General features: G+C 62.0%; 24 protein-coding genes and 4 pseudogenes. 6 read left to right on the forward strand and 22 right to left on the reverse strand.

Translation table 11 applies throughout. The annotated features are described in order from the left end of the window. Positions 1-26: 26 nt before the first annotated feature. Together RGV59_RS07745 and RGV59_RS07750 are read left to right on the forward strand one after the other, a co-directional pair. On the forward strand, positions 27-986 hold the full coding sequence (locus tag RGV59_RS07745; protein ID WP_017849893.1) for an amino acid ABC transporter permease: 960 nt from the start codon (positions 27-29) through the stop codon (positions 984-986). Continuing rightward, a complete protein-coding gene (locus RGV59_RS07750) occupies positions 979-1713 on the forward strand; it encodes an amino acid ABC transporter ATP-binding protein (RefSeq protein WP_017849892.1) in 735 nt (244 codons plus the stop codon). The genes RGV59_RS07745 and RGV59_RS07750 overlap by 8 nt, the downstream gene beginning before the upstream one ends. A 3-nt stretch (positions 1714-1716) precedes the next feature. On the opposite strand, the gene RGV59_RS07755 is transcribed toward RGV59_RS07750, so the two are convergent. From RGV59_RS07755 to ubiE, 12 genes and pseudogenes are all read right to left on the reverse strand, one after another. Then, positions 1717-3624: a methyl-accepting chemotaxis protein gene (locus RGV59_RS07755; RefSeq protein WP_126585345.1), complete on the reverse strand. Its 1908-nt coding sequence runs from the start codon at positions 3622-3624 to the stop codon at positions 1717-1719. A 142-nt stretch (positions 3625-3766) separates the two neighbouring features. Next, on the reverse strand, positions 3767-4639 hold the full coding sequence (locus tag RGV59_RS31660) for a methyl-accepting chemotaxis protein (RefSeq protein ID WP_371928175.1): 873 nt from the start codon (positions 4637-4639) through the stop codon (positions 3767-3769). Beyond that, a pseudogene (locus RGV59_RS31665) lies at positions 4625-5683 on the reverse strand (methyl-accepting chemotaxis protein); the annotation flags it as partial. The pseudogene RGV59_RS31665 and the gene RGV59_RS31660, both read right to left, overlap by 15 nt. Positions 5684-5764: 81 nt before the next feature. Further along, the gene (locus tag RGV59_RS07765) at positions 5765-6472 is read right to left on the reverse strand and encodes a 16S rRNA (uracil(1498)-N(3))-methyltransferase (RefSeq protein ID WP_057003627.1); all 708 of its coding nucleotides are present in this window, start codon (positions 6470-6472) and stop codon (positions 5765-5767) included. Continuing rightward, the gene (gene tatC / locus RGV59_RS07770) at positions 6469-7263 is read right to left on the reverse strand and encodes a twin-arginine translocase subunit TatC (protein ID WP_017849888.1); all 795 of its coding nucleotides are present in this window, start codon (positions 7261-7263) and stop codon (positions 6469-6471) included. Before tatC ends, RGV59_RS07765 begins: the two co-directional genes overlap by 4 nt. Continuing rightward, entirely contained in the window at positions 7260-7670 is a 411-nt protein-coding gene (gene tatB / locus RGV59_RS07775) for a Sec-independent protein translocase protein TatB (protein WP_017849887.1), read from the reverse strand. The genes tatC and tatB overlap by 4 nt, the downstream gene beginning before the upstream one ends. 10 nt (positions 7671-7680) lie before the next feature. Further along, positions 7681-7959, reverse strand: coding sequence for a twin-arginine translocase TatA/TatE family subunit (locus RGV59_RS07780; RefSeq protein ID WP_017849886.1), 279 nt, complete (start codon positions 7957-7959; stop codon positions 7681-7683). A gap of 25 nt (positions 7960-7984) precedes the next feature. Further along, the gene (locus tag RGV59_RS07785; RefSeq protein ID WP_017849885.1) at positions 7985-8317 is read right to left on the reverse strand and encodes a phosphoribosyl-ATP diphosphatase; all 333 of its coding nucleotides are present in this window, start codon (positions 8315-8317) and stop codon (positions 7985-7987) included. A gap of 2 nt (positions 8318-8319) precedes the next feature. After that, entirely contained in the window at positions 8320-8712 is a 393-nt protein-coding gene (gene hisI, locus RGV59_RS07790) for a phosphoribosyl-AMP cyclohydrolase (protein ID WP_017849884.1), read from the reverse strand. A gap of 41 nt (positions 8713-8753) precedes the next feature. Beyond that, entirely contained in the window at positions 8754-10358 is a 1605-nt protein-coding gene (gene ubiB, locus RGV59_RS07795) for a ubiquinone biosynthesis regulatory protein kinase UbiB (RefSeq protein ID WP_017849883.1), read from the reverse strand. Beyond that, positions 10355-10978, reverse strand: coding sequence for a ubiquinone biosynthesis accessory factor UbiJ (locus tag RGV59_RS07800; RefSeq protein ID WP_017849882.1), 624 nt, complete (start codon positions 10976-10978; stop codon positions 10355-10357). The genes ubiB and RGV59_RS07800 overlap by 4 nt, the downstream gene beginning before the upstream one ends. Then, complete coding sequence (gene ubiE / locus RGV59_RS07805) at positions 10978-11748, reverse strand: bifunctional demethylmenaquinone methyltransferase/2-methoxy-6-polyprenyl-1,4-benzoquinol methylase UbiE (RefSeq protein ID WP_017849881.1); 771 nt, start codon at positions 11746-11748, stop codon at positions 10978-10980. Before ubiE ends, RGV59_RS07800 begins: the two co-directional genes overlap by 1 nt. 144 nt (positions 11749-11892) lie before the next feature. On the opposite strand from ubiE, the gene RGV59_RS07810 reads away from it, so the two are divergent. Both RGV59_RS07810 and RGV59_RS07815 read left to right on the forward strand, forming a co-directional pair. Continuing rightward, positions 11893-12168: a polyhydroxyalkanoic acid system family protein gene (locus RGV59_RS07810; protein WP_017849879.1), complete on the forward strand. Its 276-nt coding sequence runs from the start codon at positions 11893-11895 to the stop codon at positions 12166-12168. A gap of 104 nt (positions 12169-12272) precedes the next feature. After that, a pseudogene (locus tag RGV59_RS07815) lies at positions 12273-12428 on the forward strand (phasin family protein); the annotation flags it as partial. Here the strand turns inward: RGV59_RS07815 and RGV59_RS07820 are convergent. Further along, on the reverse strand, positions 12426-13388 hold the full coding sequence (locus RGV59_RS07820) for an IS30-like element ISPsme1 family transposase (RefSeq protein ID WP_017846754.1): 963 nt from the start codon (positions 13386-13388) through the stop codon (positions 12426-12428). The pseudogene RGV59_RS07815 and the gene RGV59_RS07820 overlap by 3 nt on opposite strands. A gap of 97 nt (positions 13389-13485) precedes the next feature. Here RGV59_RS07820 and RGV59_RS07825 point away from each other — a divergent pair. Then, positions 13486-13764, forward strand: a pseudogene (locus RGV59_RS07825) (phasin family protein); the annotation flags it as partial. A gap of 12 nt (positions 13765-13776) precedes the next feature. Then, entirely contained in the window at positions 13777-14649 is an 873-nt protein-coding gene (locus RGV59_RS07830) for a phasin family protein (protein WP_126585346.1), read from the forward strand. Between the two features lie 75 nt (positions 14650-14724). Here RGV59_RS07830 and RGV59_RS07835 read toward each other — a convergent pair whose 3' ends face one another. The 9 genes and pseudogenes from RGV59_RS07835 to argS all read right to left on the reverse strand — a co-directional run bounded on the left by RGV59_RS07835 (position 14725) and on the right by argS (position 25207). Beyond that, entirely contained in the window at positions 14725-15345 is a 621-nt protein-coding gene (locus tag RGV59_RS07835) for a TetR/AcrR family transcriptional regulator (protein ID WP_017849876.1), read from the reverse strand. Positions 15346-15373: 28 nt separating this feature from the next. After that, positions 15374-17056 (reverse strand): annotated as a pseudogene (phaC, locus tag RGV59_RS07840) (class II poly(R)-hydroxyalkanoic acid synthase). An 88-nt stretch (positions 17057-17144) separates the two neighbouring features. Continuing rightward, complete coding sequence (gene phaZ, locus RGV59_RS07845) at positions 17145-17990, reverse strand: poly(3-hydroxyalkanoate) depolymerase (protein ID WP_017849874.1); 846 nt, start codon at positions 17988-17990, stop codon at positions 17145-17147. 163 nt (positions 17991-18153) lie between these two features. Then, a complete protein-coding gene (gene phaC, locus RGV59_RS07850) occupies positions 18154-19833 on the reverse strand; it encodes a class II poly(R)-hydroxyalkanoic acid synthase (protein WP_017849873.1) in 1680 nt (559 codons plus the stop codon). A gap of 249 nt (positions 19834-20082) precedes the next feature. Continuing rightward, a complete protein-coding gene (locus tag RGV59_RS07855; RefSeq protein WP_046490835.1) occupies positions 20083-20460 on the reverse strand; it encodes a gamma-butyrobetaine hydroxylase-like domain-containing protein in 378 nt (125 codons plus the stop codon). A 146-nt stretch (positions 20461-20606) separates the two neighbouring features. Further along, positions 20607-21944 carry an ATP-dependent protease ATPase subunit HslU gene (gene hslU, locus RGV59_RS07860; RefSeq protein WP_017849871.1) on the reverse strand — a complete coding sequence of 446 codons (1338 nt, stop codon included), beginning with the start codon at positions 21942-21944 and terminating at the stop codon, positions 20607-20609. Positions 21945-21982: 38 nt separating this feature from the next. After that, on the reverse strand, positions 21983-22513 hold the full coding sequence (gene hslV / locus RGV59_RS07865; protein WP_010563201.1) for an ATP-dependent protease subunit HslV: 531 nt from the start codon (positions 22511-22513) through the stop codon (positions 21983-21985). A 254-nt stretch (positions 22514-22767) separates the two neighbouring features. Then, on the reverse strand, positions 22768-23469 hold the full coding sequence (locus RGV59_RS07870) for an SPOR domain-containing protein (RefSeq protein ID WP_017849870.1): 702 nt from the start codon (positions 23467-23469) through the stop codon (positions 22768-22770). 1 nt (position 23470) lies between these two features. Continuing rightward, positions 23471-25207 carry an arginine--tRNA ligase gene (gene argS, locus RGV59_RS07875; RefSeq protein WP_017849869.1) on the reverse strand — a complete coding sequence of 579 codons (1737 nt, stop codon included), beginning with the start codon at positions 25205-25207 and terminating at the stop codon, positions 23471-23473. Positions 25208-25365: the final 158 nt, after the last annotated feature.

Raw genomic sequence — 25365 nt, forward strand, 5'->3', positions numbered from 1 at the left:
TACCCGACCCTTTTGGATGTTGAGTAATGAAACAGAAAAAAGCCCAATGGCCCTGGCACCTGCTGACCGTGGTCGTGCTCGTCGGCCTGGCGGGCGCCTTGTACTACGCCACGTCGCTGATGTCCTACGAATGGCGCTGGAACCGCGTACCGCAATATTTCGCCTATCAGGCCGAAACATCGCAGCGCGCGGCGGATATCTCCACCGTTGTCGAGCTGGTGCGCAAAGGCGATGTGGCCGAAGTCACCCTGCGCAACGACGCGGGCACGGAGCAAAAGCTCAGCGTGGCCGACAACAGCCTGAAAGTGGCGCGCGGCGATGACGTGGCGGAAGGCGATGTAGTGGGCGTGACCCGGCAGTGGGCGCTAGGCCCGTTGATGTGGGGCTTGTGGACCACCTTGTGGCTGTCCTTCGTGTCCGGCGTGCTGGGCTTGGCGATTGGCCTGGCGACGGGCCTGTGCCGGCTGTCCAGCAACCCAACCTTGCGCGATCTGTCGACGATCTACGTCGAACTGGTGCGCGGCACGCCGCTGTTGGTGCAGATATTCATCTTCTATTTCTTTATCGGCACGGTGCTCAACCTGTCCCGGGAGTTTGCCGGGATCGCCGCGCTGTCGCTGTTCACCGGGGCCTATGTGGCGGAAATCGTCCGCGCCGGTGTGCAGTCGATCACCCGTGGCCAGAACGAAGCCGCGCGCTCGCTGGGCTTGAGTGCCAGCCAGTCGATGCGCCATGTGGTGCTGCCGCAGGCGTTCAAGCGCGTGCTGCCGCCCCTGGCCGGGCAATTTATCAGCCTGGTGAAAGACACTTCGCTGGTGTCGGTGATCGCGATCACCGAGCTGCTCAAGAGCGGCCGCGAAGTCATCACCACTTCGTTTTCGCCGTTTGAAATCCTGTTCTGCGTGGCAGGCCTGTACCTGTTGATCAACCTGCCGCTGTCGAAAATGGCCAGTCGGCTTGAGCGGAGGCTTGCGCAAAGTGATTGAAGTCCGCGATCTGGTAAAAGTCTTCGACACCCGTGGCCATGTGGTGCGCGCGGTGGACCACGTCACCACCCAGGTCGCCAAGGGCGAAGTGCTGGTGGTGATCGGCCCGTCCGGCTCCGGCAAGTCGACCTTCCTGCGCTGCCTCAACGGCCTGGAAGAGTTCGATTCGGGGTCGGTGAGCATCGACGGCCTGCAACTGGCCGATCCGAAAACCGACGTGAACGCCTACCGCCGCGAAGTCGGCATGGTGTTCCAGCACTTCAACCTGTTCCCCCACATGACCGTGCTGGAGAACCTGTGCCTGGCGCAGAAAGTCGTGCGCAAGCGCGGCAAAAAAGAGCGTGAAGCCAAGGCCCTGGCGTTGCTGGAAAAGGTCGGCATCGCGCAAAAGGCCAACGAGTTTCCCTCGCGCCTGTCCGGCGGCCAGCAGCAGCGGGTGGCGATAGCCCGCGCGCTGGCGATGGAACCCAAGGTGATGCTGTTCGACGAGCCCACCTCGGCCCTCGACCCGGAAATGGTCGGCGAAGTGCTCGACGTCATGAAAACCCTGGCCCTGGAAGGCATGACCATGGTCTGCGTCACTCACGAAATGGGCTTCGCCCGTGAAGTGGCGGACCGGGTGTTGTTCTTCGATCACGGCAAGCTGCTCGAAGACGCGTCCCCGGCCGAGTTCTTCGACGCGCCGAAAGACCCGCGAGCCCAGGCCTTCCTGCGCCAGGTGCTGTGAGCCTCAGAGCCTGAACTTGCCGACCAGTGTCTGCAAATCCAGGCTCAACTGGCTTAACTGAGCGCTCGCCGCCGCCGTTTCTTCACTGGCGGCGGCGGTTTGCTCGGACACATCGCGCACCTTCAACACACTGCGATTGATCTCCTCGGCCACCGCGCTTTGTTCCTCGGCGGCGGCGGCAATCTGCGGGTTCATTTCCTGGATGACCGACACCGTGCGCGCAATGGCCGCCAGGGCGTCGCCGGCGTCGCGGGTCAGGCTGACGCTGTTGTCCGTGAGGCTGCGACTGCTGTCCATGATGTCCGCCACCTGCTGGGTGCCGGTATGCAGACGCAAGATCAGTCCTTCAATTTCCTCGGCCGATTCCTGCGTGCGCAGGGCCAGGCTGCGCACTTCATCGGCGACCACCGCGAAACCTTCCCCGGCACTGCCCGCGCGCGCCGCTTCGATGGCGGCGTTCAAGGCCAGCAGGTTGGTCTGCTGGGAGACTGACTTGATCACGTCGAGCACGCTGCCGATCTGTTGGCTCTCCTGCTGCAACGCCAGCATCGCCCGGCTGGACAGTGCCATTTCACTGGCCAGGTGGCCGATCTGCTCCACCGCCTGCGCAACCACTTTGTCGCCGAGGTGGGTCTGTTGGTCGGCTTCGTTCGCCGCGATCGACGCTTGCTCGGCATGCCGGGCGACTTCCTGGGCGGTGGCGAGCATTTCATTCATGGCCGTGGCCACCTGGTCGGTTTCGTCCTTTTGGTTGTTGACCCCGGCGCGGGTTTGCTCAGTGACAGTGGATAGCTGCGTAGCCGCGCTGGCGATTTGCCGGGCGCTGTCGCCGATGCCGCTGATCAGGCCACGCAGGTTGCGGATCATCTGCGCCATGCTCTGCTGCAACTGGCCCAGTTCGTCGCGGCGCTCCACGGTGGGGTTTTCGCTTAAGTCGCCCGCGGCAATGCGGTTGGCGACGGCCAAGGCCTCGCGCAACGGCACGGCGATTTGCCGGGCGATCCACCAGGCCGCCAAGGCCCCCAGCAGCAGGGCGGCAAGGGTGACGCTGATCAGCAGGGTTCGGGTGTGCTGCGCTTCCCGGTCGCGTTTGAACGCCTGGCCCTGGCTGACCAGATCGCTTTGCGCCAGCAACTGATTGAGTTGTTGTTCAAAGCGGTTTTGCACGGTCTCGGTGTCGAGTTGTGCCTGCTTGAGCGTGGTCAGCAGCGCACGGTATTGCGCGAGGTCGGTTTTGAGCAGGGTGGCGTCCACGGGCAGGCTGGTGACGGCGACTTGAGCGACGTCCAGGGCGTCGAGGGCCTTGCCCACCGCTTCGGCATAGGCCTGCAACGACTCGGCGGCCCAGGCGGGGCTGCGCGCGCGATCTTCGGCCTGCTCCATGGCCTGGCGCAGATCTTCGATGGCGTCGAGCGCCTGCTGGTCTTGCTGGTCAGGCAGTTCGCTGGACAGTTGCGCGAGGGTGTCGCTGGCTTGCAGGGCGGCTTTTTGCAGCGGCGGCCGGGCGTTTTCCCGCTGTTCGATCAACGGCGGCAATTCCACCAGCACCGCTTTGAAGGCGGCTACCAGGCGTTCGGCTTCCTCGAGACGCTGCAGGTCGGTCGGGTCTTTCATGTGTTTTGACAGGTAGTCGAGGTGCTGGTCGATTTTTTCGATCTGCCGCGTCATTTTGCCCAGGCTGGCCGTGTCGGTGAGCGTTCGGTACACGATGCGGTCGGCGCGCATGGCCTCCGCGTCGGCGGCCAGTTGGCCCAGCACCGTCAGGTTGCTGGAGCGGAACAGTGCGGCATTCAAGGCCTGCCAGCCTGTCATGGCGATGATGAAACTGAGGACCAGCACCTGGCCAAAACCCAGGGCGAGTTTGAGTCGGACGCTGGCGTTGACCAGCAAGCGGGTCAGCCGAGGAAACATGATGAACCTCCAAATCTGAAAAAGCGCTGCGCAACAAGGCAAACGCTAAAACGATTTGGGGTGAGGGCGGGCTGATAAGCGTGTAGGAAATTTCACAAGTTGCTGAAGTGCGGCGACCCTGATGGGTCACCGCCCAGCCCGGTCAGATGCGGAAACGTCCGACCAGGGTTTGCAGGTAGATGCCCAGGCGCGCCAGTTCGGCGCTGGAGGCGGCGGTCTCTTCACTGGCCGAGGACGTCTGTTCCGACACATCGCGCACGTTCAGCACGCTGCGGTTGATCTCTTCGGCCACGGCGCTTTGTTGCTCGGCGGCAGTGGCGATCTGCGAGTTCATCGCCTGGATCGTCGATACGGTACGGGTGATGTTCGCCAGGGCGCTGCCGGCGCGGCGCGTCAATTCGACGCTGCTGTCGGTCAGCCCACGGCTGTTGTCCATGATGGTCGCCACTTGCTGGGTGCCCGTTTGCAAGCCGACGATCAGCTCTTCGATCTCTTCCGTGGATTTTTGCGTGCGCTGGGCCAGGCTGCGCACTTCATCGGCCACCACCGCGAAGCCGCGCCCGGCTTCACCGGCACGCGCTGCTTCAATCGCGGCGTTCAGCGCCAGCAGGTTGGTTTGTTGGGCCACCGACTTGATCACGTCGAGTACGCTGCCGATCTTGTCGCTTTCGCGCTTGAGATGGCCCATGGCCTCGGTGGAGTTGCCGACTTCGGTGGCCAGGCGTTCGATCTGGGCGATGGCTTCACCGACCACCTTGTCGCCTTCGCGGGCCTGCTGGTCCGCTGCAACTGCGGCTTCGGACGCTTCCTCGGCGTTGCGCGCAACTTCCTGCACGGTCGCGGCCATTTCATTCATGGCCGTGGCGACTTGGTCGGTCTCGATTTTCTGATTGTTGACCCCGGCGCTGGTCTGCTCGGTGACCGACGACAATTGCTCGGCGGCGCTGGCGATCTGGGTGACGCCGTCGCTGATGCCGCCGATCAATTCGCGCAGGCCTACGGTCATGCTTTGCATGGCGCGTTGCAGTTGGCCCAGTTCGTCCTGGCGCGTGGACGTCAGGTCGTGGCTCAGGTCGCCGGAGGCAACGCGCTCGGCCACCTTGAGGGTCTGATTCAGCGGGATGACGATCTGGCGCGTGATCGCCCAGGCGGCCACCAGGCCAAAGATCAATGCCAGCACGGTGGCCAGCAGGAGCAGGTACTTGGCCTGGGCGGCATCGGTGTCGCGCACCGCGGTCTGGGAAATTGTCAGTTTATCGCTGCGGTTCAGCAGGACATCGCCTTGCGCGCTCATGGTTTTGAGTGCGACGGCGGTGGCCACCTGGGAGTCGCGGAACTGGCTGACGGCGGCGCGATAGGCTTGCAGCGAGACACTGGCCTGCTGCAGGTTGGCCTGGTATTGCTCCTGCAATGAACCTTGCAGTTCAGTGATCTTCTTCAGCGCGTTGTCGATGGCGTCGAGCGCGGGTTGCTCAGCCTCGACCTTGCCGCTGTAGGTGTAACCGCGGACCTGGAAGCGCGCTTGCTGGATCAGCTTGCTCAGGTCGACCACGCTATTGAACTGGGTGACGCTGTCGCTTTGCAGCAGGGACTTCTCGACTTCAGTCACCTTGAGCACCGCATTGTCGGCGGTATTGCCCAGCTTGCTGCGCGCATCTTCGCGGCTTGCGCCGGCTTGCGCCATATCGCTGAATGCGCGCTTGTATTGCTCCACGGCGGCCAATTGCTCATCGATCAGGGCGATGTCGGCAGGTTGTTCGATCAGCGTGCGGGCGGTCTTCATGCCGCTGTCCAGGCGGTTCAGCAGCTCGCTGACGGCCGCCGTGCCTTGTTCGCCACGGCGCATTTCATAGTCCAGGCGGGCGATACGCAGGTCTTTGGTCAAGACATTGAGGCTGGAGATATACCCCAGTTTGTCGCCGCGGCTGGCCACATCGCCCAGGCCGGTCCAGCCGGTGAAGGTGATCAACAAGGTGAGGAGCAACACCAGGCCAAAGCCTACGCCCAGTTTGTGGTTGACGCTGACATTCCCCAGCTTTTCGGCTAACCAACGATACATGCTGCGAACTCCCGTGGAACAAGGCTTGGACTTATTCGACGGTTATCGGCAGCGCAGCAAGAATCTGTAGGAGTTGGTTGGCTAGAACAGCCGGGCGAGCAGGGCGGTGACGGCGGTTTCCACGCGCAGGATGCGCGCGCCCAGTTGCACCGGTTGCAAGCCGGCCTTGCTCAGCAGGTCTACCTCATAGGGAATCCAGCCGCCTTCCGGGCCGATGGCCAGGGTTACCGGCTCGTCCAGACCGCGCGGGCACGGCGGGTAATCGCCGGGATGGCCGATCAGGCCGAGGGTGCCTGCGGTCATGGCGGGCAGGCGGTCTTCGACGAAGGGCTTGAAGCGTTTTTCGATGACGATTTCCGGCAGCACTGTGTCGCGCGCCTGTTCCAGGCCGAGGATCAATTGCTCGCGAATCGCCTCGGGCTCCAGGAAGGGGGTTTGCCAGAAGCTCTTTTCCACGCGGTAGCTGTTGACCAGCACCACCTTCGGCACGCCCATGGCGGCGACGGTCTGCAGCACCCGGCGCAGCATTTTCGGGCGTGGCAGGGCCAGCAGCAGGGTCAGCGGCAGTTTCGCCGGCGGCGGCAGGTCGAAGGCCACTTGCAGCTCGGCTTCGTGGGCTTCCAGGCGCAGCACTTGGGCATTGCCCATCAGCCCGCCGATACGCCCGACCCGCAGGTTGTCGCCCACCGTCGCGCGGTGGACGTCCTGCATATGCACCAGGCGCCGGTCACGCAGGACCACCCGGTCGGCCGCGATAAAGTCGGCCTCTTCAAGCAGCAACAGGTTCACGGCTGGGTCGCTGGCGGCTGGTCGTTGTCGTCGGCGGCTTGGTCGTCGGGGTGTTCGCCACGCTTGGTGATCAGGCTGCTGAACAGGATGCCGATCTCGAACAGCATCCACATCGGCACGGCCAGCAGGGTCTGGGAGAAGATGTCCGGCGGGGTCAGGATCATGCCGACCACGAAGCAGCCGATGACCACGTAGGGACGGATCTTCTTCAGGTACTGCACGTTGACCACGCCGATCCACACCAGCAACACCACGGCCACCGGAATTTCGAAGGCCACGCCGAAGGCGAAGAACAGCGTCATCACGAAGTCGAGGTAGCTGGTGATGTCGGTCATCATCTCCACGCCGGCCGGAGTGGCGGCGGCGAAGAACTTGAAGATCAGCGGGAACACCAGGAAGTAAGCGAACGCCATGCCGGTGTAGAACAGCAGGATACTCGACACCAGCAACGGCACCGCGATGCGCTTCTCATGCTTGTACAGGCCGGGGGCGATGAAGCCCCAGATCTGGTGCAGGATCACCGGGATCGCCAGGAACAGCGAGACCATCATCGTCAGCTTCAACGGCGTCAGGAACGGCGACGACACGTCGGTGGCGATCATCGTCGCGCCGGCCGGCAGGTAATGGCGCAGTGGCGTGGAGACGAAGGTGTAGATCTGCTGGGTAAAGGCGAACAGCCCGGCAAAGATCACGAAGATCGCCGCCACGCAACGCAGCAGGCGGGTACGCAGCTCGGTGAGGTGCGAGACCAGTGGCATGTGCTGGTCGTTTTCCGGTTTATCAGCGCTCATGGGGCTCGCGGCGGCAATGTAGGGTCATGGGGAGCGGGCGGCGCGGTTGGCGTCGGCGCTGGCTCGGTTGGAGCGGTCGGGGTAGCGGGCGCTGCTTCAACAACGGGCGTGGGCGCAATGCTGTGTTCGGCCACCGGTGTCACTGGCTTTGCCTGCTCCTGCACCGGCGTCAGAATATTGCGCGCCTCCTGCTCCAACGACAGGATGTGTTCGTTGTGCAGTTGGCGGCGGATTTCGTCGGCGCCGATTTCCCGTTCAACTTCCTGTTTGATGGCGTTGAAACTGCGTTTCAGACGCCCGATCCACAAACCGGCCGTGCGCGCGGCGCCGGGCAGGCGTTCCGGCCCGAGTACCAGCAAGGCCACGAGGCCGACGAGCAGCAGTTCAGAGAAGCTGATACCAAACATTAGTCAGTGCTCACGAGTCTTTGCGGATCGGCTCTTCGACTTTTTCAGCCTGCACGTCGAAGGTGCGACGCTCGGTGATCGGCTGGGTCGCCTGCGGGTGGACCGGTTGGGCCGGCGGCACCGGGTTGGCGGCGGGTTCGGCGGGTTTTTCGTCGTCGTTCATGGCCTTGCGAAAGCCCTTGATCGACTCGCCCACGTCGGTGCCGAGGTTTTTCAGTTTCTTGGTGCCAAATACCAGAACGACCACCACCAAGATGACGATCCAATGTTTCCAGTCAAAAATGCCCATGCTGCAATTCCTCTGTAAAAGTTATTCAGGCGGACGGGCGCGAGGCCTTTTCGGCATGCCCGGACAAGCCGAAGCGACGGTCCAGTTCATCCAGCACGGCCTGCGGATGCTGCCCCAGTTGGGCGAGCATGACCAGGCTGTGGAACCATAGGTCGGCGGTTTCGTAGATCACATCGCTGCAGTCGCCGCTGATCTCGGCATCCTTGGCGGCGATGATGGTCTCGACGGATTCTTCGCCGAGTTTTTCCAGGATCTTGTTCAGGCCCTTGTGGTACAGGCTGGCGACGTAGGAGCTTTCGGCATCCGCGCCTTTGCGCTCTTCCAGCACCTGGGCCACACGGTTCAGGGTATCGCTCATGGTCAGTGTCCTGCCGAATAAATGGCGTGCGGGTCTTTGAGTACCGGCTCCACAACCTTCCACTCGCCGTTCTCGAACACGCGATAGAAGCAACTGTGGCGGCCGGTGTGGCAGGCGATGCCGCCGATCTGCTCGACCTTGAGGATCACCACGTCGGCGTCGCAGTCCAGGCGTATCTCGTGCAGGGTTTGCACGTGCCCGGACTCTTCGCCCTTGCGCCACAGTTTGCCACGCGAACGTGACCAGTAAATGGCGCGCTGCTCAGCGGCGGTGAGGCTCAGGGCCTCGCGGTTCATCCAGGCCATCATCAGCACGCGCCCGGTCTTGTAGTCCTGGGCAATGGCCGGCACCAGGCCGTCACTGTCCCACTTGATCTCATCCAGCCAGTCTTTCATCTTCGACTCCGGCAATTTGCGACAGTGTATAACCGGATTGGCTACCGACGCACGATCAGATAAACACCCACGGCGACCATGATGCCGGCCGGCCAGTGGCCCAGTTGATTCAGCGGCCCGCCGATAGCCAGCATCACCCCGCCGACCAGATGCGCGGCGCCCAGCAGACGCAGGAACCAGTCGTCCTTGCGCGTGTGCCACGGCGGCGTCGGGTCTTTGGCGTGGGGCTGGGACATGCGTTCCAGCAGGTCGCGGGTCATGTTGGCCAGGTGCGGCAGTTGCTCCACCTGGCTCTGCAGGTTGCCCAGCAGGGTTTTCGGGCTGACCCGCTCGCGCATCCAGCGTTCGAGGAACGGCTGGGCGGTGTTCCACAGGTCGAGATCGGGGTACAGCTGGCGGCCCAGGCCTTCAATGTTCAGCAGGGTTTTCTGCAGCAGCACCAACTGCGGCTGCACTTCCATATTGAAGCGCCGCGCGGTCTGGAACAGGCGCATCAGCACCTGGCCGAAGGAAATGTCTTTCAGCGGTTTTTCGAAGATCGGCTCGCACACGGTGCGGATCGCCGCTTCGAATTCGTTGAGCTTGGTTTCCGCCGGCACCCAACCCGAATCGATGTGCAACTGCGCCACGCGGCGGTAATCGCGCTTGAAGAAGGCGAACAGGTTGCGCGCCAGGTAGTCCTGGTCTTCCGGGGTCAGGCTGCCGACGATGCCGCAGTCGATCGCAATGTACTGCGGGCTCCACGGGTTGAGGGTGCTGACGAAGATATTGCCGGGGTGCATATCGGCATGGAAGAAACTGTCGCGGAACACCTGGGTGAAGAAGATCTCCACGCCGCGCTCGGCGAGCATCTTCATGTTGGTGCGCTGGTCGGCCAGGGTCGCGAGGTCGGTGACCTGCACGCCGTAGATGCGCTCCATCACCAACACTTTAGGGCGGCACCAGTCCCAGTACACTTGCGGCACATATAGCAGCGGTGAGCCTTCAAAGTTGCGCTTGAGCTGGCTGGCGTTGGCCGCTTCGCGCAGCAGGTCGAGTTCGTCGTAGATGGTTTTTTCGTAGTCGGCGACCACGTCCACCGGGTGCAACAGGCGCGCGTCGGCGGAGAAGCGTTCGGCGGCGCGGGCGAGAATGAACAGCCACGCCAGGTCTTGGCCGATGATCGGCTTGAGGCCCGGGCGAATCACCTTCACCACCACTTCTTCGCCGGTCTTGAGCTGCGCCGCATGCACTTGCGCCACCGAGGCCGAGGCCAGGGGCTCGACGTCGAAACGGCTGAACACGTCGCTGATCTTCCGGCCCAACTGCTCTTCGATCAGCTTCATCGACTGCTGCGAATCGAACGGCGGCACGCGGTCCTGCAGCAGCATCAGTTCGTCGGCGATGTCTTCGGGCAGCAGGTCGCGACGGGTCGAGAGGATCTGCCCGAACTTGATAAAGATCGGCCCCAGATCCTGCAAGGCCAGGCGCAGGCGCGCGCCACGGCTCAGGTCCAGCGGCTTGCGCGGGAACCAGCGCCACGGCAACACATAGCGCACGGCAAGCAGGAACCACGGCAACGGCAGGGCGAACAGCAGGTCATCAAGGCGGTAGCGGATTACGACGCGCTGGATACGGAACAAACGGCGGACGGCGAGCAGCTTCATGCGTTATCGCTTGGATCAAGGGAACGGCTCAGGCGCTCGAAGCGGGCCTCAAGGCGTTCCAGGTCGATTTTGGCCTTGTCGAGTTCACGAAAGCGCGCTTGCGCTTCCCGTTGTCCGACCAGGGTGCGCGATTCTTCGCTCAGGTATTCGGCGAGGTTCTGGTTGAGGCTGGCGAACCCCTGCTGGTACCAGCGCGTGCGACTGCGCAGGTGGCCGCTGATCAACTGGGTGGGCACGGGGCCGATCCAGCGCGACAGTTCGTATTCCCAGTCCAGTTCCAGGTCCTGCAGCACGGCGGCCAGGTCCATCAGCACCGCGCTGTCGCCTTCCAGCGCCACTTCGGGGCCGTGGAGGATGGCGGTCTTGTTGCGGCTCAGCGCCAGGTGCAACAGGCTCGAGGCCGGCGCACGCAGGGTGCAGTCGGCCTCGGCGGCCCAATGGGTCGCGAGCAACAGGCCTTCGTCGCTGGGCAGGATAAACAGCTGCAAGGCGGGGCTCGTGCAGTCGACGGCGATGATCTTGCCGTTCAAGTGCGCCAGCCGCGCCAGGGCGGTGCTGTCCAGGCGCAGCACGCGGTTGACGCCGTGTTCGACGCTGGCGAGCAGGCCTTGGAACAGCATCAGGGCTTGATGCCGCGGTGCAGGGCGACGATGCCCGAGGTCATGTTGTGGTAGGTCACGCGGTCGAAACCGGCGTCCACCATCATCGACTTCAGGGTTTCCTGGTCGGGGTGCATGCGGATCGATTCGGCCAGGTAGCGATAGCTCTCGGCATCGTTGGTGATCAGCTTGCCCATCAACGGCATGAAGGCGAACGAGTAGGTGTCGTAGACCTTGGACATCAATGCGTTGGTCGGCTTGGAGAACTCCAGCACCAACAGCCGGCCACCGGGCTTGAGTACGCGCAGCATCGAGCGGATCGCGTCTTCCTTGTGGGTCACGTTGCGCAGGCCGAAGGCGATGGTCACGCAGTCGAAATGGTTGTCGGGGAACGGCAGCTTTTCCGCATCGGCCTGGACGAATTCGATATTGCCGGCCACGCCTTTGTCGAGCAGGCGATCGCGGCCGACCTTGAGCATCGAGCCGTTGATATCCGCCAGCACCACCTGGCCGGTCGGGCCGACCAGCTTGGAGAACTTGGCCGCCAGGTCGCCCGTGCCGCCGGCGATGTCCAGCACGCGGTTGCCGGTACGCACGCCCGACAATTCGATGGTGAAGCGCTTCCACAGGCGGTGCATGCCGCCGGACAGCACGTCGTTCATCAGGTCGTACTTGGCCGCAACGGAGTGGAACACTTCAGCGACTTTCTGCGCTTTCTGGCTTTCCGGGACGTTCTTGAAGCCGAAGTGAGTGGTGGGTTCGGCATCGCTGCCTTTGCGCTGATCAGTCATATCGCTGTCACCAAAAGAGAATGCGGGACATGATAATCCCCAAGGCCTGCTTTGTCTTGGCAAGGCTGAAGGTAAGATAGGTGCTCACCGAGACCTTTTGCCGCATGGCAGGTGTTCAAGTCGTTATAAAGAGGAGTCGTTGCAATGGCCCGTATCACTGTTGAACGTGCACACACCCTGGGTAAAGAAGGCGCACGGGCGAAGGCCGAGAAGCTGGCACAGAAACTCCAGGATCAATATGGCCTGGAGCCTTCGTGGTCTGGCGATACGTTGAACCTCAAGCGTTCGGGGGTTAAAGGCACGGTGCAGGTCGCCGCTGATCTGTTGCGTATCGATGTGGAACTGGGCCTGCTGATGTCGGCCATGAGTGGCACCATCAAGACTGAAATCGAGAAAGCCCTGGATAAAGCCTTGGCCTGATCCGACTGTTGTTAGGGTGCCGATTCTAATTTTTCTGCCTACTTTGTGCCCAAGCCCTCAACTTCTGCGGGCCGTTCCTCCACCCTTTTTGCGTGAGGTGTTCCATGGCCAAAGTTACCCTGAAGAAAAAAATCGACGCCCCGAGCCACGCCCTGGACGAGGTTAAAACCTATGCCCGCAAGATCTGGCTGGCAGGCCTGGGTGCCTATGCCAGGGTCGGAAACGAGGGTGGCGCGTACTTCAAAGAGCTCCTGAATTCAACACATAAGTGCAACGCTCACCCCTGCATAAACTTCGTACGGCGTCTTCCAGCCCAGGCGTTTTCGCGGGCGTAAATTGATCTTCGTTACCACGCGACTGACCGCCTCGACGGTCAGCTTGCTGAAGTCGCCGCCCTTGGGAAAATACTGCCGGAGCAGGCCGTTGGTATTTTCATTAGTGCCTCGCTGCCAGGATGAATAGGGTTCTGCAAAAAAGACTTGGCACTGGCTCCGATGCGCAATGCGTTCATGCCCGGCAAACTCCTTCCCGTTATCCAGCGTCAGCGTGTGAACAGCATGCCCCTTGAGCAACAGATTGATCGCCCGCGTTACCTGCCGGCGCGTCCTGCGCTTGACCGGATAGGCGCTCAGGTAGCCGCTTTTACGATCAACCAGCGTGACCAGATTGCCGCCTACGCCATGCACCGTGTCACCCTCCCAATCACCTAGACGCTCGCGGGCTTCGACCTCAGCAGGGCGCTCGGTTATCGATACGCGATTACGCAACTGTCCGCGCCGGTCGTGGCTTCCGTAGCGTTTTCGGTACAGCTTCCTGCGGTGCCGCAAATACTTGTATAACTCGCCACCTGCGTGTTTGTCGGTGGCGATAAACCGATAAATCCACTCGTGACTGACCGCGCGCTCCGGCTGCTCTTGCTTCAGGCGCTGAGCAATCTGCTCCGGGCTCATACCGTGTTTTAGCCAGAGCGGCAGATAATGGCTGAACCACGTTAATGGCTTGCAGTGCTTGCGCGCCTGCGCTCGACGGGCATCACTTTCATGGGTCGCAGCAACCGCTTTGTAGGTCTTCTGGGAGCTGTTGCGGCGAACCTCACGACTGATCGTCGAGGGATGTACGCCAACCTGTTTCGCGATGCTTGCCTGGCTTTTTCCGGCGCTCAGACCGGCCTCAATCTGGTAACGTTGGCCCTGAGTCAGCTGCCGGTAATGCGTAGTCATCTGCGCTTGAATCCTTCGGTGTGAGAGCCTGGATTCTACCGGTGGCTGACTCTCTGCCTATCGTTTCAAACGTTGCACTTATTCTATGAATTCAGGGCTGGTAAAGACCGGGCAACATGTTGAAAGTAAAGGTAAAAAAGTTGCGGTTGAACAACTTGATGCTGCCAACAGTCAGATTGACCAAGTAAAGAGTAATCTCTCCAGCGTCAAAGGCCGGGTTGAAGTTCAACTGGATAAAGTTGAAAAAGCTTTTGACACTCGTGTTGCAAGTGCCTTGAATCGAATCGGCATTGCGTCTAAACATGACGTGGAGACACTCTCTGCTAAGCTCGAAGAGCTGACGGCATTGCTCGAACGTGTCGCGCGTAAACACTAAGGAGACATCGGGATGGCTGTTAAAAAGACTACTCAGAAAGAAGGCAGCTCGTGGGTCGGGAAAGTTGAAGAATATTCCCGCAAGATCTGGCTGGCTGGTTTAGGCGTTTACTCGAAGATCGACAGTGACGGCAGCAAACTCTTCGAGACGTTGGTTAAAGACGGCGAGAAGGCCGAGAAGTTGACCAAAAGCACCGTGGGTAAAAAAGTCGATGCGGCCAAGGCCAGCGCCGGTTCCGCCAAGTCGAGCATTTCCGAGACTTGGAACAAGTTGGAAGAAACTTTCGACAAGCGCCTTAACAGTGCGATTTCGCGACTGGGCGTACCCAGCCGTGCTGAAGTGAAAGCACTGCACAGCAAGGTCGAGACCCTGACCAAGCAAATCGAAAAACTCACCGGTGCCAAAGTCGCCCCGGTGAAGGCTGCTGCGTCCAAGCCTGCCGCTAAAACCGCTGCCGCCAAACCGGCTGCGAAAACGGCCGCCAAGCCACTGGTCAAAGCCGCCGCCAAGCCGGCCGCCAAACCTGCGGCCAAAGCGCCAGCCAAAGCCGTGGCTAAACCTGCGGCCAAGCCAGCGGCGAAAGTTGCAGCGGCCAAACCTGCGGCCAAGCCAGCCGCTAAACCAGTGGCCGCTAAAGCCGCTGCCAAACCCGCCGCTAAAGCGGTCGCCGCCAAACCTGCAGCGGCCAAACCTGCCGCCGCCAAACCTGCCGCCGCGAAGAAGCCGGTCGCCGCGAAAAAGCCCGCAGCAGCGAAGCCGGCCGTGGCCGCCAAGCCTGCGCCTGCGGCACTCGCCGCTTCCAGCGCCAACTCGGCAGCCGCACCGACCGCTGCGCCTGCACCGACTGCCGCATCGGTAACCCCGACGCCATCCAGTCAGTCCTGATCTTTTCGGGGCACCTGAAAAAGCGCCCGGCCTGTGAAGGTCGGGCGTTTTTATGATCGGTCAGTCCATTCGAGTTTAACCCGGATCGTCCATATAGCGCAGCGCCAGGCGCTCCGTGGTTTCCCGCGCCGCTGGCAACAGGTGCGGCGCGACCAGCATCATGATCTGGTAGACCACCACCTGCACCTCGCCTTCACGGTCGAGAATGCGTTGGTAGTCCAGGGAAAACAGCAGGGTCATGGTGATCTGCTCCACCAACTGGCCCAGCGCCTGGGTGCTGCTGACCAACTGCCCCGCCGCCTGCAGCCGTGCGAGTAATGACGCCAGGGTGCGCTTGAGCGCCGTGAGCAGGTGGCGAATGCCCCTTGCCAGTTTCGGCAGGCGTCCCGCCAGGTTCGACAGGTCCTGGAACAGGAACCGGTAATGGGCCATGCGCTCGACGATCAGGTGCAGGAACAGCCAGTAATCCTGGGCCTCCAGTTGCGCGCCTGGCGGTGGGTCGAGCAGGGGCGCCAGCTCACTCTGGAAACGCTCGAACAGCCCGAGCACCAGCGGTTCCTTGCCATGGAAGTGGTAGTAGAGATTGCCGGGGCTGATCCCCATTTCATTGGCCACCTCCATGGTCGACACGTTCGGTTCGCCCTTGTGGTTGAACAACAGCAGGGCACATTCAAGGATACGGTCGCGGGTTTTCATCCGGTCTTCTTAAATAGGATCGTTGAGCTCAGCGGACCCGCACGTATGTGCCTGGCGCTGCTTCCATCGGTGGGTAATTCTGGTTGCCCAGGGCGGTGAGGGTTTCGCGTTGTACGCCCGAGCGCGCTTGAATCCACGCCAGCCACTCTGGCCACCAGCTGCCTTCGACGTGGCTGGCGTCGTAGTACTAGGCGCGTGGGTCGCTGCTCAGCTTGAGGTTCTCGACGTAGTTGGCCTTGGGGTTGCCCGGCGGGTTGAGGATGCTCTGGATATGCCCGCTGTTGGACAGCACGAAGCGCCGCTCGCCGCCCAGCAACTGCGTGGAGCGGTACACCGCGTCCCATGGCGTGATGTGGTCGTTGATCCCGGCCACGCTGAAGCTGTCCACCGTGACCTTCTGCAAGTCGACGGGCGTGCCGCACACTTCCAGGCCACCGGGATGGCTCAGCGGGTTGTGTTTGAAGAAGTCCAGCAGGTCGCCATGCAGGGCGGCGGGCAGGCGCGTGTTGTCGTTGTTCCAGTACAGGATGTCGAAGGCCGGCGGTTCCTTGCCCAGCAGGTAGTTGTTGATCCAGTAGTTCCAGATCAGGTCGTTGGGGCGCATCCAGGCAAATACCTTGGCCATGTCGCGACCGTCCAGCACGCCTTGCTGGTAGGAGCGGCGCTTGGCGGCTTCCAGGGTTTGCTCGTCGGCGAACAGGGTGGCGGGGCTGTCGATCTGGCTGTCGAGCAGGCTCACCAGATAGCTGGCGCTGGCGACGCGGCGCAACTGGCGCTTGGCTTGCAGGTGGCCTTGCAGCGCGGCGATGGTCAGGCCGCCGGCACAGGCGCCCATCAGGTTGACCTCGCGGGCGCCGGTGATTGCGCGGCAGACGTTGAGTGCTTCCTCCAGCGCGGCCACGTAGGTGGACAGGCCCCATTCGCGGTGGCGCACATCCGGGTTGCGCCAGCTGACGATGAAGGTCTGCAGGCTGTTTTTCAGGGCGTACTGCACGAAGCTGTTGGCCGGGCTCAGGTCGAAGATGTAGTACTTGTTGATTTGCGGCGGCACGATCAACAGGGGCTTGGCGTACTGCTTTTCGCTCATGGGCTTGTACTGGATCAGCTCCAGCAGTTCATTGCGAAACACCACCGAGCCTGGCGTGGTGGCGACGGTCTTGCCCACTTCAAAGGCGTGCTTGCTGACCTGGCGCGGCAGGCCGTTGTTGTGCAGCATGTCTTCGAACAGGTTGCTCACGCCGCGCACCACGCTGTTACCGCCGGAGTTGAGCAGTTCCTTGATGGCCAACGGGTTGAGCAAGGTGTTGGAGGGCGATACCGCATCGTTGATCAGGGTGAACGCGAAGTGCGCGCGGGCGCGGTCATCGGCGCTCAGGGTGCTGTCATCGATCCAGCTGCGGGTTTGCTTCTGCCAGCTCAGGTACGCCTGCAGGCTGCGTCGGTACAGCGGGTTGAGGGCCCAGGTCGGGTCGATGAAGCGGCTGTCGTGGGGGTTGGGTTCATGCACGGTTTCGCCCAGCAGCACGCGCCCCAGTTGACCGCCCAGGGCCAGGGCATGACGAGCGGTATGCACCGGGTTGCGCAAGCCGTGGGCGGCGACGCTGCGCAGGGTCGACAGCAAGTCCCGGCCGCGCAGGCCGGTGATCGCATTTTGCGCATTGATGAACACGGCTGGGGTGGGCGCCGGGTTCGTCACGGGTCGTTCTCGCATGAGCCAACACTCCTTCGTCAAGTCATCAACAGGCACGCCAATTCAGAACCATAGTCGGTTCTCGGCAAGTTGCGCGGCGGTGTGGTCCTTACACCGCCGGACGGGGATGAATCACCGCGCGCAGGCGCTCCTCCTCGAGAAATTTCATGATGATCGGCGCCACGGCTTCGGCGCGGGTGATCAGGAACAGGTGGCCATCATCGATGATGTGCAGCTGTGCGTTGGGAATGCGCCAGGCGAGCATCCGCATGTTGATCAGTGGGATCAGCGGGTCGTCGTCCCCGGCCAGCACCAGGGTCGGCTGACGGATCTTGTGCAGCCAGTGGATGCTGGTCCAGCCCAGCCCGGCGAACAGTTGCCAGTAGTAACCCAGCTTGCCGGCCGAGCGCACTTTGCTCGCGTGTTCGGCGGCCAGGTTCGAATCGCGGCGGAACGAACCGCCATAAATCATCGGTGCAATACGCACCACGTGAGACGGCTGGATATAGCGCCGCGGGCTCGCCATCAGCCACAGCACTTTCGGCTTGCCCGGCACCATCACCGCCCCGGCGGCGGTCGCGGCGAGAATCAGCTTCTTGCAGCGCTCCGGGTAGTCGTAGGCAAACTGCTGCGCCAACGCGCCGCCCCAGGACACGCCCACCGCATTCACCTGGCCGTAGTCCAGGTAATCGAGCATGCGCGCGGTGAGCTTGGCCAGGCCGGGAAAGCGATACGGCCGCTTGGGTGTCGACGAGCCGCCCACGCCCGGCACATCGAAGGCGATCACTTCCAGGTCCGGGTCCAGGGCCTGGACGAACGGAAACACCAGCTCGAGGTTGGCGCCGATGCCGTTGAAGATCAGCAGTGGCGTCAAGTGCGACTTGCCTGGGCGTACCGCCGTGCGGATGGTCTGGCCATCCAGGTCGATGGTGCGGAAGATGAACGGTTGCGGCATGCTCAAGCCCTGTGAAGTATTGCAGTCCGAGTGAGGTCAGTGTGGGACGGGGCTTGCTCCCGATGACGTTCGGTCAGTCAATGGATCTGGTGACTGATACACCGCTATCGGAAGCAAGCTCCCTCCCACATTTGATCTCATTTCAATCCCGAAAAAGTGTGCTCTAGCGTTCATGCACATAGGTACCCGGTGCCGCTTCGGCTGCGGCGTAGGTTTTATTGCCTAATGTCGTCGGTGCCTTCTTCAACTTGCCCGCCCGCTCCGCCTGCCACGCCTGCCAATGCAACCACCACGAGTCGGTGTGCTTGGTCGCATTTTCCTGCCATTCCAGCGGCTTGCCCGCCAGGCCGTCGCTGGTCTGGTAGCGGGCCTTGGGGTTGCCCGGCGGGTTGAGGATGCTCTGGATATGCCCGCTGCTCGACAGCACAAACTCCACCTTGCCGCCAAACAGCTGCGCCGACTTGTAGCAGGACTGCCACGGCGTGATGTGGTCGTTGGTGCCGGCCAATGAGTAGATATCGGCTGTGACCTGCTTGAGGTCGATCGGCGTGCCGCACACTTCCAGGGCATTGGCGCGCACCAGCGGGTTGTTCTTGAACAGTTCGATCAGGTCGCCGTGGAATGCCGCCGGCAAGCGCGTGGTGTCGTTGTTCCAGAACAGGATGTCGAACACCGGCGGCTCGTTGCCCAGCAGGTAGTTGTTGACCCAGTAGTTCCAGATCAGGTCGTTGGGGCGCATCCAGGCAAACACCTTGGCCATGTCGCGGCCTTCCAGCACGCCGGCCTGGTAGGAGTGGCGCTTGGCCGCTTCCAGCGTCTGCTCGTCGACGAACAGCGCCACCTGGGTGTCCAGGGTGGTGTCCAGCACGCTCACCAGCAGGGTCAGGGCGTTGACCTTCTTCTCCCCCAGCGCCGCGTAGTGGCCGAGCAGGGCGGTGCAGGTGATGCCGCCGGAGCAGGCGCCGAGCATGTTGATGTCTTGACTGCCGGTAATCGCGGTGACCACATCGACCGCTTCCTTGAGCGCCTCGATATAGGTCGACAGGCCCCACTCGCGCTGGGCCTTGGTCGGGTTGCGCCAGCTGACGATAAACGTCTGCTGGCCGTTGCGCAGGCAGAAGCGCGCCAGGCTCTTATCCGGGCTCAGGTCGAAGACATAGAATTTGTTGATCTGCGGCGGCACCACCAGCAGCGGGCGTTCGTGGACCTGTTCGGTGATCGGCTTGTACTGGATCAGCTCCAGCACGTCATTGCGAAACACCACCGAACCTTCGCTGGTGCCCAGGGACTTGCCGACCTCAAACGCGCCCATGTTGACCTGGCTCGGCATGCCGCCGTTGTGAACCATGTCCTTGGCCAGGTGGGACAGGCCGTCGAGCAGGCTTTTGCCGCCGGTTTCAAAGAAGCGCTTGACCGCCGCCGGGTTGGCCGCCGTGTTGGAGGGGGCCATGGCTTCGGTCATCAGGTTGATCACGAAGTGACCGCGGCTGATGTCCTGTTCTGACAGGTTGCTGTCACCGATCCAGTCGTGCAGTTCCTTGCGCCACGCCAGGTAGGTTTGCAGGTAACGCTTGTAGAGTGGGTTCTGGCTCCAGGCCGGGTCGTGAAAGCGACGATCATCGCTTTCGGGCACCAGCGCGGACTTGCCGAACATCACATTTTTCAATTCGACGCCAAAGTGGGCAACATGCTTGACGCTGTGCAACGGTTGTCTGATGGCTTGGCTCAGCACCATCTTCGCTGAGGCCAATAAGTCCTTTTTACGTAACGCGATGATCGGGTTCAGCCCCAAGGTGTTTTCCGAGGCCTGGCGTTTCAAGTCATCGTTATTCTTGTTACTCATCTACGACGCTCCATTGTCCGAAAGACGAGTACCGGGTACCGCTGCGCACCACGTTTCGATACACAACACAAGCCAGGTACTGCGACTCGGGTGACCGTTGATACCGCATCGTCAAATGCAGGGAACTTGCCAGTTCCATTGGTTACCCGAGTTTAATTTTTTTCGCAAGCGGGCCAATCGTTGGCCACAGGAGTGGGCATTCAAGCAGATGGAATTAGAAAATGCCCTCTAAAGCGCAAGAAGCCTGGACTAGAGCATCAGCCGCACGACTGACTGATCCGGGTCGCGGGTTTTTCCGGCTGCTTTGAGTTCGGCGAGGTAATCGGCCCACAGCGCGTCCTGACGCACGGCCAGTTGGTAGAGGTAGTCCCAGGTGAACAATCCGCTGTCGTGTCCGTCGTCGAAGATCAATTTCAGTGCGTATTGACCGGCCGGTTCGATCTTGCTCAAGCGCACGTTGAGCTTGCCGAATTGCAGGATCGGTTTGCCGTGGCCCTGGACTTCGGCGGAAGGCGAATGTACCCGCAGGAATTCGGCGGGCAACTGGTAGGCCTCGTCGGGCCCGTAGGTGAGGCCGAGGGTGTTGGAGGTTTTGTGCAGGTTTACAGCAGTAGGAAATTTCGACATTGATGAGATCCTGAATAAACCGGCTTCAAAATGTGGGAGGGGCTTGCCCCCGATGGCGGTCGGTCAGACAGATGTATGCTGACTGACACACCGCCATCGGGGGCAAGCCCCCTCCCACATTGAAGCAAAGCAGTGCTGTGTGAGGCTTACAGGATATAGCGAGACAGATCTTCGTTCTGCGCCAATTCGCCCAAGTGGCTGTTGACGTAGGCGGCGTCGATCTGGATCGCTTCGCCATTCTGCGCACCGGCCAGGTCGCCGGCGCTGAACGACACTTCCTCGAGCAGGCGCTCCAGCAAGGTATGCAGGCGACGGGCGCCGATGTTCTCGGTCTTCTCGTTGACCTGCCAGGCGATTTCCGCCAGACGCTTGATGCCGTCCGGCAGGAACTCGATGGCGAGGCCTTCGGTTTTCAGCAGCTCGCGGTATTGCTCGGTGAGCGAGGCATGCGGCTCGCTGAGGATGCGTTCGAAGTCACCCGGGGTCAGCGCCTTGAGCTCCACGCGAATCGGCAGGCGGCCTTGCAGCTCCGGCACCAGGTCGCTTGGCTTGCTCAGGTGGAACGCACCGGAGGCGATAAACAGGATGTGGTCGGTCTTGACCATGCCCAGCTTGGTGTTGACGGTGCAGCCTTCGATCAGCGGCAGCAGGTCGCGCTGTACGCCCTCGCGGGACACGTCGACGCCACCGGAGTTACCGCGCTTGGCCACCTTGTCGATCTCATCGATAAACACGATGCCATGCTGCTCGACCGCTTCCAGGGCCTTGGCCTTGAGTTCTTCCTCGTTCACCAGGCGCCCGGCTTCTTCGTCGCGCACCAGTTTCAGCGCTTCCTTGACCTTGAGCTTGCGGCTTTTCTTCTTGCCCTTGCCCATGTTGGCGAACAGGTTCTGCAACTGGCTGGTCATTTCTTCCATGCCGGGCGGCGCGGAGATGTCGACGCCGGACATTTCGGCGACTTCGATCTCGATTTCCTTGTCGTCCAGCTGGCCTTCACGCAGGCGTTTGCGGAACAGCTGGCGGGTGTTGGAGTCCGAGGCTGGCGCGGCTTCTTCGTTGAAACCCATGCGCGCCGGTGGCAGCAGGGCGTCGAGGATACGTTCTTCGGCAGCGTCTTCGGCGCGGTGGCTGACCTTGGTCATTTCCTGTTCGCGCAGCAGCTTCAAGGCAGCGTCGGCCAGGTCGCGAATGATCGACTCGACGTCGCGGCCCACGTAGCCGACTTCGGTGAACTTGGTCGCTTCGACCTTGATGAACGGGGCATTGGCCAACTTGGCCAGGCGCCGGGCGATTTCGGTTTTACCGACGCCGGTCGGGCCGATCATCAGGATGTTCTTGGGCGTTACTTCAACGCGCAGTTCTTCAGGCAGTTGCATCCGGCGCCAGCGGTTACGCAGCGCGATGGCAACGGCGCGCTTGGCATCGTCCTGGCCGATGATATGGCGATTGAGTTCATGGACGATTTCGCGGGGAGTCATGGACATAATGTTTGGCGGTCCTCAAGCGGGAATAAGCCTACGGCTTACTCGGCGAGGTCCTGCTCCTCAATGGTGAAGTTGTGGTTGGTGAACACGCAGATATCGCCAGCGATACCCAGGGCGGTTTCGACGATTTCGCGGGCCGACAGGTCGGTTTTCTTCAACAGTGCGCTGGCTGCCGCTTGGGCATAGCCACCGCCGGAGCCCATGGCGATCAGGCCGTGTTCAGGCTCAACCACATCGCCGTTACCGGTGATGATCAGCGACGCGTCTTTGTTGGCAACGGCCAGCATGGCTTCGAGGCGGCTGAGGGAGCGGTCGGTGCGCCATTCTTTGGCGAGTTCGACGGCGGCGCGAACCAGGTGGCCCTGGTGTTTTTCCAGCTGGCCTTCGAAACGTTCGAACAGGGTGAAGGCGTCTGCGGTGGCGCCGGCAAAGCCTGCGAGCACCTGGCCGTGGTACAGGCGACGCACTTTCTTCGCGTTGCCTTTCATCACGGTATTGCCAAGGGAAACCTGGCCGTCGCCGCCCATGACGACTTTGCCGTGGCGACGTACTGAAACGATGGTGGTCAAGGGGAGAGTCTCCACGCAGCGGGGCGAAAATGCCCTGGTGGGAACTGATATGGGGGTAGCGGGGATGATTTCAACCTTGGGAGGTTGGTACGGACGAATGGTGTCTATTGGTCTGACACCCTCTCGAGAACCGCCAAAAACCAATGTGGGAGGGGCTTGCCCCGATCGCGGTGTACCAGTCGCCGAAAATATTGACTGATCTATCGCTATCGGGGGCAAGCCCCTCCCACATTTTGATTGGTGTTGGCTGTAGGTCAGCGGCTCTGGCGCTGTTGTAACAACAGGTTGCTAAAGCCCGCGCCGGCCAATTGTTTCTGCGCCACGGTCAGTTGCTCGCGGTTGCTGAACGGGCCCACCAACACGCGATACCACGTCGCCTCCTTCACCGTGCCGGACTCCACCGTGACCGCCTGGCCCAGCAGGATGATCTGCGCACGCACGCGATCGGCGTCCGCCTGTTTCGGGAACGAGCCCGCCTGCAGGAAGAACTTGGTCACCGGCGCGGCCTTGGTGGTCGCAACCGGCGGCGGTGGCGGCGGGGTGATCCCGGCCAGCGCGGCCTGGGCCCGTGCCGTGTCGATTTTGGCCGCTTCCGCCGGAGTGACCGGCGTGGTCGGTACTTGCGGCGTCGGCAGGGTTTTCTCCGGCACGGCGTCGGGCGGCACGATCACTTCCGATTCCGGCAGCAGGGTGTAGAAGTCGTACTTGGGCTTCACCGGCGCGGTCGGGCTTGGCGCGGTCTTGTTGGCCTCGGCCATTTTCGTGGCTTTTTGCTGCTCCTGTTTGACCCGTTTGACGTCATCGCCCTGGCCGGGGTCCAGCTTCATCAGGAATACGATAAACGCGCCGACCGTGAGGCCGATGGCCATCCACAACCAGCCCGGAATGGGCTTCTTCGCCGGTGCCTGGTAGCGGCTGGCGCCGCGCTTGGGTGCAGGTTTTTTCTTGGCAGCCAACTTACATACGCTCCAGAGTTTCCAGGCCCAACAGTTCCAGGCCTTGCTTGAGGGTCCGTCCAGCCAGTGCGGCGAGGCGCAGGCGACTCTGCTTGTGGGCTTCGTCGTCGGCGGTGAGGATCGGGCAGTTCTCGTAGAAGCTGGAGAACAGCCCGGCGACTTCGTACAGGTAGGTGCAGAGGATGTGCGGCGTGCCTTTCTCACCGACGCTGTTCAGCACTTCGCCGAACTGCGCCAGCTTGGCGCCCAGTTCCTGTTCCTGGGGCGCTTGCAATACGATCTGCCCTTGCACTTCGCTGAAGTCCTTGCCCAGCTTGCGGAACACCCCGGCCACGCGGGTGTAGGCGTACAGCAGGTACGGCGCGGTGTTGCCTTCGAAGTTGAGCATCAGCTCGAAGTTGAAGCTGTAGTCGCTGGTGCGGTGCTTGGACAGGTCGGCGTATTTCACCGCGCCAATGCCCACCACGCGGGCAATGTTGCGCAGGTCGGCGTCCGCCAGCTCTGGGTTCTTTTCCTTCACCAGGTTGTAGGCACGTTCCTGGGCTTCGTTCAGCAGGTCGATCAGCTTCACGGTGCCGCCGTCGCGGGTCTTGAACGGGCGGCCGTCGGCGCCGTTCATGGTGCCGAAGCCCATGTGTTCCATGTGCATCGGGTGCGTGACGAAACCGGCGCGGCGCGCCACTTCGAACACCTGCTGGAAGTGCAGGGCCTGGCGCTGGTCGACGAAATACAACGCGCGATCCGCCTTGAGCACGCCGCTGCGGTAGCGCACGGCGGCCAGGTCGGTGGTGGCGTAGAGGTAGCCGCCATCGGCCTTGACGATGATCACCGGCAGCGGCTCGCCCTCGGCGGTCTTGAATTCTTCGAGGAACACGCACTGCGCGCCGTTGCTTTCTACCAGCAGGCCTTTGGCCTTGAGGTCGTTGACCACGTTGATCAGGTCGTCGTTGTAGGCGCTTTCGCCCATGACGTCGGCCATGGTCAACTTGACGTTGAGCAGTTCGTAGATGTGCTGGCAGTGGGCCAGCGAGATATCGCGGAAACGCGACCACAGCTCCAGGCATTCCTTGTCGCCGGCTTGCAGCTTGACCACCAGGCCACGGGCGCGGTCGGCGAACGCTTCAGATTCGTCGAAACGCTTCTTCGCGGCGCGGTAGAAGTTTTCCAGGTCCGACAGCTCGTTGCTGGTGATCGGGTTTTCCTGCAGGTAGGCCATCAGCATGCCGAACTGGGTGCCCCAGTCACCGACGTGGTTCTGACGGATCACGGTGTCGCCGAGAAACTCCAGCACCCGCGCCACGCCGTCGCCGATGATGGTCGAGCGCAGGTGGCCGACGTGCATCTCTTTGGCCAGGTTGGGCGCCGACAGGTCGATGGCCACGCGCTCGGCAGGGCCGGCCTTGCGCACGCCGATTTTGGCATCGGCCAGCGCCGCGTCCAGGCGCGAAGCCAGGGCCTCGGTGTTCTGGAAGACATTGATAAAGCCCGGGCCGGCGATTTCGGCCTTGCTCACCTGCGGGTCGGCCGGCAGCGCGGCGATGATTTTCTCCGCCAGGTCGCGCGGCTTCATGCCGGCCGGCTTGGCCAGCATCATCGCGATGTTGCTGGCGAAGTCACCGTGGGTCTTGTCGCGGGTGTTTTCCACCTGGATCGCCGGCGTCAGGCCTTCAGGCAACACACCTTCGTTGACGAGTTGGGTGAGGGCTTGTTGGATCAGCTGGCGAATGGTGTCTTTCATGGTGTTCTCTTTCGACCGCAAGCGGTGGCGCGCGATGCGCAGGTGGAAAAACTGGGCATTATCCGTGGCGAGGGCGAGCTTGCCAACCGTTCCAGACCTGCGGGGCTTTTTAAGGGCATCCTGCCCACTTGTAGGAGCGAGCTTGTTCGCGAAAATCG

This window comes from Pseudomonas sp. FG1, from assembly GCF_034313875.1.
In the GTDB taxonomy this organism is placed as follows: domain Bacteria; phylum Pseudomonadota; class Gammaproteobacteria; order Pseudomonadales; family Pseudomonadaceae; genus Aquipseudomonas; species Aquipseudomonas veronii.